Source organism: Collimonas sp. GW821-FHT07E08 (assembly GCF_059418905.1).
On record NZ_JBWKQR010000006.1, the window covers coordinates 81669 to 92724 of the forward strand.

9 protein-coding genes are annotated in these 11056 nt (G+C 54.0%); 8 read left to right on the plus strand and 1 reads right to left on the minus strand.

Going from position 1 to position 11056, the window contains the following annotated elements; genetic code table 11:
- The first annotated feature begins 40 nt into the window (after positions 1–40).
- The gene (locus AC07RZ_RS09415) at positions 41–838 is read left to right on the plus strand and encodes an alpha/beta fold hydrolase (RefSeq protein ID WP_494667761.1); all 798 of its coding nucleotides are present in this window, start codon (positions 41–43) and stop codon (positions 836–838) included.
- 43 nt (positions 839–881) lie between these two features.
- Here AC07RZ_RS09415 and AC07RZ_RS09420 read toward each other — a convergent pair whose 3' ends face one another.
- Entirely contained in the window at positions 882–1919 is a 1038-nt protein-coding gene (locus AC07RZ_RS09420; RefSeq protein ID WP_494667762.1) for an AraC family transcriptional regulator, read from the minus strand.
- Between the two features lie 782 nt (positions 1920–2701).
- On the opposite strand from AC07RZ_RS09420, the gene AC07RZ_RS09425 reads away from it, so the two are divergent.
- The 7 genes from AC07RZ_RS09425 to AC07RZ_RS09455 all read left to right on the plus strand — a co-directional run bounded on the left by AC07RZ_RS09425 (position 2702) and on the right by AC07RZ_RS09455 (position 10717).
- A complete protein-coding gene (locus AC07RZ_RS09425) occupies positions 2702–5188 on the plus strand; it encodes a type VI secretion system Vgr family protein (protein ID WP_494667763.1) in 2487 nt (828 codons plus the stop codon).
- Between the two features lie 2 nt (positions 5189–5190).
- Complete coding sequence (locus AC07RZ_RS09430; protein WP_494667764.1) at positions 5191–6087, plus strand: DUF4123 domain-containing protein; 897 nt, start codon at positions 5191–5193, stop codon at positions 6085–6087.
- Positions 6084–6530, plus strand: a complete 447-nt coding sequence (locus AC07RZ_RS09435; RefSeq protein ID WP_494667765.1) for a hypothetical protein — start codon at positions 6084–6086, stop codon at positions 6528–6530. Before AC07RZ_RS09430 ends, AC07RZ_RS09435 begins: the two co-directional genes overlap by 4 nt.
- 2 nt (positions 6531–6532) lie before the next feature.
- A complete protein-coding gene (locus AC07RZ_RS09440; protein ID WP_494667766.1) occupies positions 6533–7003 on the plus strand; it encodes a hypothetical protein in 471 nt (156 codons plus the stop codon).
- A complete protein-coding gene (locus AC07RZ_RS09445; RefSeq protein WP_494667767.1) occupies positions 6993–9050 on the plus strand; it encodes a T6SS phospholipase effector Tle1-like catalytic domain-containing protein in 2058 nt (685 codons plus the stop codon). Before AC07RZ_RS09440 ends, AC07RZ_RS09445 begins: the two co-directional genes overlap by 11 nt.
- Positions 9051–9315: 265 nt before the next feature.
- On the plus strand, positions 9316–9966 hold the full coding sequence (locus tag AC07RZ_RS09450) for a M949_RS01915 family surface polysaccharide biosynthesis protein (RefSeq protein ID WP_494667768.1): 651 nt from the start codon (positions 9316–9318) through the stop codon (positions 9964–9966).
- Positions 9967–10189: 223 nt separating this feature from the next.
- Complete coding sequence (locus tag AC07RZ_RS09455; RefSeq protein ID WP_342829758.1) at positions 10190–10717, plus strand: hypothetical protein; 528 nt, start codon at positions 10190–10192, stop codon at positions 10715–10717.
- Positions 10718–11056 lie beyond the last annotated feature (339 nt).

An 11056-nucleotide genomic window follows, 5' to 3' on the forward strand; every position in this document is an offset into this window, starting at 1 on the left:
ACCAGGCCGCAAACCACAATACCAACAGGAGACCGCCATCGTGAGCACCCCCGCCGAACAGTTAGCGCCCACCCCCGAATCCGTCGCCAAGGCGTTCCTCACGCCGCGGACCGATGAGCGGACCCCGGCCACGGCCGGTTTTGAAGGCGCCAGCCGGGTAGAGACCAATGGCCCGAGCGGCAAGCTGGTGTCCTGGCAAGCCGGCCGGGGCCCGACAGTATTGCTGGTCCACGGTTGGGAAGGCCGCTCCAGCGACATGGCACCGTTCATTCGGCCGCTGCTTGAATCGGGCTACCGCGTGGTGCTGGTCGACCTGCCGGCGCATGGCGAGTCCGAAGGAACGACCTCGTCGATCCCGGCCTGCGCCGCCGCGCTGCTGAAATTCCAGGACCTGATCGGTCCGGTGTATGCCGCCATCGCCCACTCGGTCGGCTGCGCCCTCACCGTGGAAGCGGTGCGGCACGGCCTGCAGGTCGAGCGCCTGGTGCTGGTCGCACCGCCGGCGCGCTACTTCGATTACGCCGTCGGCTTCGGCGTCCAGGCCGGCCTGGACCGGCACCAGGTGGCGGCCATGATCGCCGTGCTGAAAGAACAGGGCGTCGATGTCGCCGACGTCGATACGCCGAAGGCCGCCGCCAGCCTCAAGCAACCGGTGCTGATCGTGCATTCGAACGACGACCGCGTGGTGCCGGTGTCGCTTGGCGTGGAAATCGCCGAGGCCTGGCAAGGCGCCCAGCTGCTCCGCTTCGACGGCCTGGGCCATCGCCGGATCCTGAAGGCGCCGGAAGTGATCGACGCCGCCCGCGCATTCCTGACGACCCGCGCCAGGGCCGCCTGAGAACAGCCAGGACATGACCACGCAGCCCGGGCAATGCGGCGCATCACCTCGACAGCAGCAGATGGTCGCGGTACTGCTTGGGCGACATGTTGAACCAGCGCTTGCAGGCCCGGAACAACGCGCTCTGATCAGTAAAGCCGAGCAGGAAAACCGTTTCCGAAATCGGCAGCTGATGCTGCCCCAGGTACTGTTGCGCCAGGCTGTAGCGCGTATGCTCCACCAGCTCCTGGAAACTGGTGCCTTCGTCCTGCAGGCGCCTTTGCAAGGTGCGTTCGCTGATGCATAGCGCGCTGGCGATGTCGGCCCTTAGCGGCTCGCCGTCCGCCAGCCGGCGCATGATCAGGTCCTGCGTCTTGGCGCGGATGCGGTGCTGGTCGAGCCGGCCAAGGCGCTCGCTGGCGTACCTGTCATGCAAGCTTGCCAGCGATGGATTGGATGACGGCAGGGGCGTGGACATATCTGTCTTTGAAAGAAAGATGCGGTTGGCTGCCGCCCCGAAACGCAGCGGGCAGCGAAAGGCGTCTTCGTACGGCGCCCGGTCGTCCGGCTCCGGGTGGGTGAATTCGACCGCCAGCGGCCTGATGTCCTGCTTGGTGACCCAGCGGCAGAACGTGACCAGCGTGATCAGGTTGAAATCAAAGCGCTGCCGCGGCACGTTTTTCTGCATGTCGCCGTTGATGGCCAGCGTAAACCAGTAGCCGCCGTCTGATTCAGCGAGCTCGATGGTGGCGGCATCGGTCACCAGGCGCAGGTAGCAGATAAGCCGCTCCAGGCTGGCGTACAGGTTTTCGCTGGACATCATGGCGTAGCCGACCACGTCGAAGATGGCAGGCGTGGTCACCTCGGGAACCGACAACCCGATCGCCGGGTTATTCGAACGCAGGGCGGCGACTTTCCACAGGGCGCACAGTTTTTCCGTTGCATAACTGGCGTGAGGATCATTCAGTATCGCGATATCCATGCCTGCTTCGGCGAACAGCGCCGGGACATCCAGGCCGACATTCTTGAACATCTCTGCCACGCCCTTGACCCAGGTAGTGGAGCAGGTCAACGCACTTACCTGGCGATGGCTGGGGTTCATTTTTTCTCCTTTCTTTGCATCTGTTCGAAAACTGTTGCGATCGCTCCCCTGCGTGGAATCGGGAAACGGAGCTGCCGGAATCCTTTGTCTGAATGTGATGGGAAAGAGGGCGGCACATGCAGCCCGGTCATGGGCGACCGGGCCCTGCGGCCGCGCGGCGCACAAACGGCTTCGGCATCTTGTCCATGGCCTGGCACGGCGTCGCATGTTGCATTCTTCTTGGCTCCCAATGGCAATACGTCAGCGTCAGCAAGTCATGCCAGGCCGCATGACGGCTGGACAATCCTGGTCCTATCGATGTTTGGTCCGGTATCGGCTGAGCCAGACGTCCCGCCCGGCCGGGATGGTATTGATGCGAATGCCGTTCTGTTGGCGCCAAATTGAGCGGCTGTAGTCTGCTACAAAATATTGCTGTAATGCAGCATATGAGCAGGAATACGTGAAATCAACTGACAGTATTGACAGGTAACCGGGTTTTGGCCGGGAAACTGAACCGGTGCTCTAGCAGCCCTGGAACTGATAGCGTTACCAGGCAAAATGAATAATATTTCCGGAGCTGTGTGCAGAGCAACATGCCAGTCTTTCCAGGCAAGCGCCGCCCGCGGCCGGATAGGCAACAAGAGTGTTAACTCTTGCAAAATCGGCCGCCTCCAGACATTTCCCCTTAGCAATTAAGCATGGCAACAGGTATGATTGTGGGATATTTATCAATTGATATACCAGCATGATATGTTGTTAAAATAATATTCCACTGGTAGCAATTTCATTTCGGGGAATCCCTCATGAGCAGCCTGCTTCAATCCCTGCCGGCCTTGATACAAGGCCGGCAGCATGACCGTATATTGCGCCTCTCCTTCCCGCACGACGACGGTCCGCAGGCGCAGCTGCTGGTCAACAAGCTCGATGCCGTGGAAAGCCTGTCGCGCGATTTTGCATTCACGGTAGAACTGTTGTCGGACGATGCCAGCCTGGCGCTCAAGGATTTGCAGGGCAAGCTGTTTACCGTGGAACTGGTGCGCGCCGACGGCAGCCTGCGCTACTTCAGCGGCTACTGCTTTGAATTCCGTTTGATGAAAACCGACGGCAGCATCAGCTTCTACCAGGCCAGGCTCGGCCCTTGGCTGCAGTACCTGCACCTGCGCAAGGACAACTACATCTTCCACGGCAAGACCCTGCACCAGCAGCTCGACAGCATCTTCAGCGACTACGGCACGCTGCCCGACTGGGATTTCCGCGTCAACGGCGAAGACCCGGCCATGACCGACGCCTTCCAGTTCAACGAATCCGACAGCAACTACGTGCATCGCCGCCTGGAAGCTGCCGGCCTGCTGTATTACTACGAACACACCGCGCAAGGCCACAAGCTGATCGTCACCGACGACTCGACGCAGGCAGCGGCGATCGACGGCGGCCCCGAGATCCGCTTCCAGCGCCACGGCGGCGCCATCGAGGAAGACGGCATCGGCGAGTTTTCGCCGGTGCGGCAGATCGTGCCCGGCTCGGTATCGCTGTCGGCATTCAATTTCAAGAGCCCGGTGCCGATCAACGCCGGCGTGCCGACGCTGAACAAGCAAGGCAATGTGCTCGACATCGAATCCTATGAATATGTCGGCGCCTACGGCGTCAAGAACGCGCAGGATGCCGACAAGCTGTCGCGCTTGCGCATGGAAGAAATCGAAGCGTCAGGCAAGCACTTTGAAGCAGCGGGCAATAACCGCTCGGTCCTGCCTGGACGCTGGTACCGGCTGACCGGCCACTTTGCCTTCAATCCTTTCGGCAGCAATGAAGAAGCAGGCAAGAGCGAATTCCTGATCCTGTCCGTCCATCACATCGCCAGCAACAATTACCTGCAGCAGGCCGACCAGAAAGCCGACTACAGCAACCGCCTGACCTGCATCCGCAAGAGCATCCCATGGCGGCCGGGCCGCGGTTTCAACAGCACCGCCACCAAGATCCTGTCGCCGCAAACCGTCACGGTGGTCGGCCCGTCAGGACAGGGCAGCATCCATACCGATGAATACGGCCGCATCCGCGTACAGTTCCATTGGGACCGCATCGGCAATAACGATGAAAAGAGCTCGGCATGGGTGCGCGTCGCCAGCTCATGGGCCGGCGGCGAGCTCGGCGCCAAATCGATTCCGCGGGTGGGATCGGAATGCGTCGTCCAGTGGCTGGACGGCAATCCGGACCGGCCTATCGTCACCGGCAGCGTGTACAACCAGCGCAACATGCCGCCCTGGAAACTGGCGACCCAGCAGCCGCTGATGGGCTTCAGGAGCCGCGAACTGACGCCCGACGGCGGCAACCAGCCAGGCGGCCGCAGCAATCACCTGATCCTGGACGACTCCAACGGAAAAATCCAGGCGCAGCTCAAGAGCGATCATCAGCATAGCCAATTGAGCCTGGGGCATATCACCCGCATCGAAGACAATGCGGGCCGCAAGGATGCGCGCGGCGAAGGGTGGGAATTGCGGACCGACGGGCACGGCGTGGTGCGCTCGGCCAAGGGCATGCTGATCACCACCGAAGCGCGCGGCAGCGCCGCTTCGCATATGAAAGACATGGGCGAGACCGTGCAGCGCCTCACCTCTGCGCGCGACCAGCATGAAACGCTGGCCGACATGGCGCAGCAGGCGGGGGCGCAGGAAAAGCAAGGGCAGCAAGTCGATATTGCAAAAATCCTGAAGGCGCAGAATGATGCTATCAAGGGTAGCGGTGCTGGCGGCGATGGCGGTTTTCCGGAATTGTCGGCACCGCATCTTGTTCTGGCCAGTCCTGCGGGTATTGAGACCACGACTGCACAATCGACCCATATTGCGAGCGGTGAAGATACGGCGATCACTACCGGCAAGAGCTTGTCCATCGCCAGTGGCGACAGCTTGTTTGCCAGCATTAGCCAGACATTCCGGTTGTTCGTGCATAAAGCCGGCATGAAAATGATTGCAGCGGCAGGCGATATTGATATGCAGGCATTGGCGAGCAGCATGAATATACTGGCCAAGCTGAATATCACGCACACAGCCAACCGCATCACCATCACTGCCAAGGAAGAAGTGCTGATCAACGGCGGCGGGAGTTACGTCAAGTACAACGCTGCTGGCATCGAGCATGGCACCAACGGCATTTATGTCGCCCATGCAGCTACACACAGTTTGCCAGGGCAGAAAAATTTGCCGGTTCCCGTGCCCTTTTTCCCGAAAGACGTTTGCATCGAATGCTTATTAAAAAGAGCCACGCATCGCTCGGCTTTGGTTAATAAGGGAGGCTGAGCATGAGCTTGGAAGATTTTAAAAGGCAGTTACGCGCTTTTTCGGCTACACCAAATCTGCATTTTTATGTGCTGGCCGATTCCGCACAGGATCCGCAGCTGCCAGCGATGTTTCATAAGACAACTCCGAACACGCGTAGTCAATGCCTGTTGACGCATGTGCAAGGCCCGGATCTGGAGGCAGCCGCTCCCCATCTGGCGACGCTGCCGCCGTTTGAGGAGAACGATGAAGGCATATGGCCACTGCTGTTCAGCTATGCGCCGCAGCACCCTGCAAGCGTCAGCATCATCGCCAGTCCGCTGCACTTCGATGCGCTTTACGCGCATTTACATCAATTTACCGAAGTCATCCTGCCAGACAAGGATCAGATGATTTTCGCATTCTGGGATCCGGCAATTCTCGGCACTTTGGTAGGACAGAAGGATGACGCCACTTTGCATCTAGCCGGTCCGGTACTGACTGTGCGCCAATGCGCAAAGCTGCTGGAAGGCATAAGCGCGTGGTGGTATTGGGGACGCAACGGCGGACTGCATCAGATCAAAGGTTCAGGCAGCGAGTTTGCCCCGAATGACACCAAACTGCCGCTCAGGTTAATAGAAGCCCAGGTGGAAATGCTGGTAGAAGCCAGCGTGCCGGATCACCTTCTTGGCTATATCAAAGAAAACAAACCTGAGCTGTTGATCGATGTGCCGGAACAGGAGCAATACTCGCACGTTGAGAAACATTTGCTGGAAGCGCGTAAATTGCATTTATTCGGCATGAGAGACATGCTCAATTATATTTGCGCGGCATTGATCTACGGCGATCGGCTGCGGCAGGATGGTGCCATTGAGGCATTACTGGCGCAGGTCAAGGCTGGGGAGATCAGTTTGACAGATGCACTGGAGCAGTTTCCATGAAATCCTGGCCTGGCAAGAAGGCTCGGACTTATTCCTTGATGCTTGGCGCTGCGCTTTTTTTGACGGCCTGCGAAGAAATCGGAACATTAGGGCAGGCTCTGGGAATATTGTCTGTCTTGTGTCTAGTGTGCGCTCCGTCGGTCATCCTTACCTGGTTTTTATCCAAAAAACTCGGCAAAGACTATAAGGCGCAACATGGTGTGGCAATCGCCCTTGGTGTTTTATCGGTCGCCTTGACGTTCCAGGTCATCCCGATGTTTGTGCTTGCCCCAGCTGGCGTAATGCTTTCAGTCGTCAGCTGGATTAAATTCAAGCGTCAAATGGATCAAAAAGGTGAAACGGGGTACTGGATCGCAGGCTTGTTGAATGCCATACCATTGCTGTGCACGACATCAATCGTGTCCTTTCAGGTTTACATATTTCATACCGCACGCTGGAATTAACAATGAAACTCATCACTCGTCGCAAGATACTTGGCAACATGCTGGCACTTGGATTGCTTGTTCCACTCTTCGCTTGCGGAGAAGGAAAACAAAAGGGAAGTTTATTTATGAAAAAAGAAATCGTCTTGGATGTCGTTCTCTACAGCTATTTGAATCGTCCGATATTCGACATCTATTTAAACGGAACTGATTTAGGTGTCGCAAATTCCTATGGCGGAACGGGTATCGTCACCAGCGTCTCGGTCCCCCTAGGATCGCAAACTCTGACTTGGCGCGACGCGGGTTCCGGAGAGGCATTCACCGTCAAGAATTCCTTAAACCTTGCTCAAAATCAAATTACACCAGGCTCGCGCTATCTAGGTGTTCATATTTATCCGGACCATACCGCAGAATTCACTTTCAGCGAACATATGCCGGAGACAACCTCACGAGGACATCACATCATCGAGGAGAGTAAGCGCCATGGCAAATGAGCAACTTGAATCGGCACTATCCAGTAATCGGGATGTCCCAGCAGATCCGCCGAGTTCAAAACAAGATTGCTCGGATGTTGTCAACATCAGTGTGTTTTTTGATGGAACTGGCAATAACAAAGATGACGATGAAAAACCAAAAAAATGGAGCAACCCGGCGCGGATGTGGCGTTCGGCCCAATTCTTATTTGGTGAAGGAAAGCCCAATTACCCTATTTATGTTTCCGGTGTCGGCACACCTTTTAACGGTACTGCAACCGGTTGGCTGGATAAGTTATGGCTTCCAGCAGAAGATACCGTGCCGGGGAATTTTGGCGGTGCAGGCGGAGCCCGCCGTACAGAATTCGGACAAAGTAACGTCAACGAAACGCTGCGGCGCGTGTTGCTCGACAACGCAAAAAAATTGAATTCGACGACGAAAGCCTATGCTGACAAAAGCAAGAACGAAAGTTTTAGCGAACTAAGTAAAGCGCTATCTGAACATCGCCTGATCAAGATGATAAATCTGTCCATTTTTGGATTTTCTCGCGGGGCAGCGTTGGGCCGTGCATTCAGCAACGATATTTTGGGGAAATGCGAGACGGATAAGTCCGGTCAGTTGACTTATCACGGTTTTCCGATCCGCATTCACTTTATGGGATTGTTTGACACGGTTGCATCGTTCGGTGTACCGGCTGGAAACATGGATTCTCTGTTCACAGAAAAGAATCTCAAGGTACCCGGCCAAGTGGAACGTTGCGTGCACTACGTAGCAGCACACGAAATACGCTTTTCCTTTCCGTCAGACTTAATTCGCCAGCATGGGAAGCTAATGTCGAATTGGACGGAAACTGTCTATCCTGGCGTGCATTCCGATGTCGGTGGCGGCTATGAGCCAGTCGATCAGGGCCTAACCAACAACTATGCCCGCATTCCGATGCGCGACATGATGGCTGAAGCAGTTAAAGCCGGAGTGCGTATGCGTTCGTACAGCGATCTGGAAAAAGATGCGAGCGTAAAAGCTCTTTTTTCCGAACGTTACGCAATAGAACCAAAAACCGAAATTGCGTATAAAGATTATATGGGCGCAGTGGCCCCAAACGGCACGACGGAACAAGTTGTTACTGCGCATATGAAAGCTTTGTATTCGGCATACGGAACTATGGCACGCAAAGGAATCAAAACACCCAATCAAAAATGGGACCTAGGGCATGCATTGACCGGCTACGAGAGCATGGAACATGAGGTGAAAGCCTTGCGCAGTCGTATGTCTAAACGTAGCTCATTGAAACACGAAACTTCGAATTCGCCAGAAACCTTGCAATTCGTTGGAACAGAATATGGACAAACTGTGAGTCCAGAAGCTTGGCGTCTGCAGGCGTGGGACAGCACTGCCAGCCCAGCAATAGTGACGTTAGTAGCCAACTACGTACACGATTCAAAATACGGCTTTATATATGGCATCGAGCCGTTCAGTTATTTCCGCCCACGCGGGATGACCGAATCCAGCCACAATGTATTGGCCCAAGGCATGCAGTGGCTAGATCAGAATGTAGAAGCGGCGAAGGAAGGAGTCATCAAGATTTACAACAATGCCGAAGGCGTCGTTGTCGAAACCTGGCAGGCGGGCAAGCTGATTGCGACCAAGACCTATAAGGTCGGAGAGAAATTCGTGGTCGACACCGTCCAGGCTGGAGAAAAATACGCGGTGGAGGTATATCAAACCAGCAAAAAAGTAGTTATCACAAAAATAGAAGAAGGTGAAAAATTCATCGTCACTTCGATTGATACGGCAAAAAAAGAAGCGTCTTCAGCATACGATGCTGCGAAAAAGGAAGTGTCATCGGCATATGACACGGCAAAGAAAGAAGCATCCTCGGCATATGACACAGCAAAGAAGGAAACGTCATCGGCGTACGACGCTGCAAAAAATAAAGCTGCCGATCTTGCGAAACAAGCGCAACAGGGCGCTCAGCATGCATCCGACGTAGTCGGCAAGGCGGTTGACGACGGCACCAAGGCTATCGAAGATAACTGGAAGGCAGCCAAGACCTTGCTTGGCTGGTGATGAAATTTATCAACATACTATTACCCTCGCCGCTACTGCCAATTTCTGCAACGGCCATGGATAAGTTCAAGAGACAGATAGATCAAAAAGGTGGGGTTGGATATCGGGTCGCAGGCTTATTGAATGCAATACCTTTGCTGCGCACGATATTAATTGCATCCTTTCAGTTTTACATACTTCATACCGAGCGTTGGAACTAGCAAAGGAACTCATCGCGTTCAGAGTAAGAAAAGAAAATGGCCCATACAAGGAAGATCGCTAAGCTATGAAAGTGAATATTTCACAGGTGATGCTTCCTGTTGTTTTTCTTATTTCTGCAGCTTTCGGTAACGTTCTTTCTGCAGAAATAAGAACTTCAAAAGTTGATGAAGAATTTCTCGCACAGGAACATATCAAGTTAAATGGAGACTTAGTCTCTGTGTTCGGAGTACAAGATCGAATTGGACAACACGTGCTGGTTTTGACAAAGAAAATTGGGCCGTCGAAAACAATAAAGAACAGTACTAGAAATGAGCGCATCGATTTACAAGCGTTTTTTTATGCGAAGCAGACTACCGGTTGGATTGAAGAATGGTCTATTGCTGATTTTGTTGATTGTCCCGGTCTGGATTTCAGCGCGTCTTTTTTTGTAAAGAATGTGGAATTTTCCGACTTGAACAACGACGGAATCGCCGAAATTACTGTTCCGTACAAGATGTTTTGCGGCGGCGGCATTGATCCTAGCACTGTTAAAGTGATTATGCGGAAAGGCAAGGAGAAATTCGCGATCAGAGGCAAATCTCAAATCGTCATTCAAGGTCAGGAACCGTACGGTGGCGAAAAAACCTACGATAAATCTTTGCTGTTACCGGAAAACGCAATGTACAAAAAATATCTGGATGCGATATGGAATAAGGTTTACGTCGAACGGCACTAAGATCGAGCGAAATGAATGGCAGGTTCCTACAGAATGATTCATAGCAATGGACAAACCGGTTACGAAATCCTCGAATACCACAAGGGTAGCGATCAGCCTCAGTCCGTACTCTATGTCCTGCACGACGGAAAACTGATACGAAAAGAAAACGGCCCCTACAAGGAAGATCGCTAATGGCAAAGATAAACTTTGAGACTGTTCCGTGCCTTCTTTGGAGTCGATATTGGCCCTGCTGCTGAGCCTGTTTATCTCTTTGCTGCGCAACGTCAGCCTGGCATTACTTGGCCTGCTCCTTTGGCGAAAAGGTGATGACTTCACAAAATTCCCCGAGCCCACACGGCGGGCGATTAATGTGGATGATTTTTTGGGGAAAACGCGCAGTTACGCAAGAAGCCAGCTCGGACTGTCTTATACGAGTTGGAGGATAGATGGGCACTACTGCATGATGTGGGGAACCAATATTCCTGCAGTCACTGCCTACTTCTTCAATGACAAATGCGTCAGGATGGATACCGACGACACATGGCATCTGCGCGCGAAGGATGAGGCCACTCTTTTAGCGCAATTTTCAGATCCCGACCGTTTTGTGGGAATGTCCATTGAAAAAATCAAGGCCATTGCTGGAACTCCGTCGGACTATGGCAGCTTTGACTTTGGCGACGAGGTATATGAATGGCAGCAAAAGAAAGTATGCGTTTCTGTCTGGTGTAATAGTGGAACATGCATAAGCGTAGGAATTTCCAGAAAATAGCGCATCACATATTCGATCATGTGGCCCTGCATCTTGTTTTTCCGGCGTCATGTAATTTGACATTCGCCACAGGTCAAATGTTAAATATACCTGCAATGCAGGCTACCGAATGTGCACAAACCCGCACACATCATCGGCAGATATCCTTTCACATCCGCCATCCTCAATTCCCCGCCAATCCCGCCTGAACACACGCCGCACAAGCCACGCAATCAATACCCAATACGGTATCGATGCCATGCGAAACTTCATTGGATATCTGCCGTGGTGCCTCATACAATCGGCGCATCATTAATCCGGCGCACCGCCATTCCACCCTCCCGATACGTGCTGCCGCAA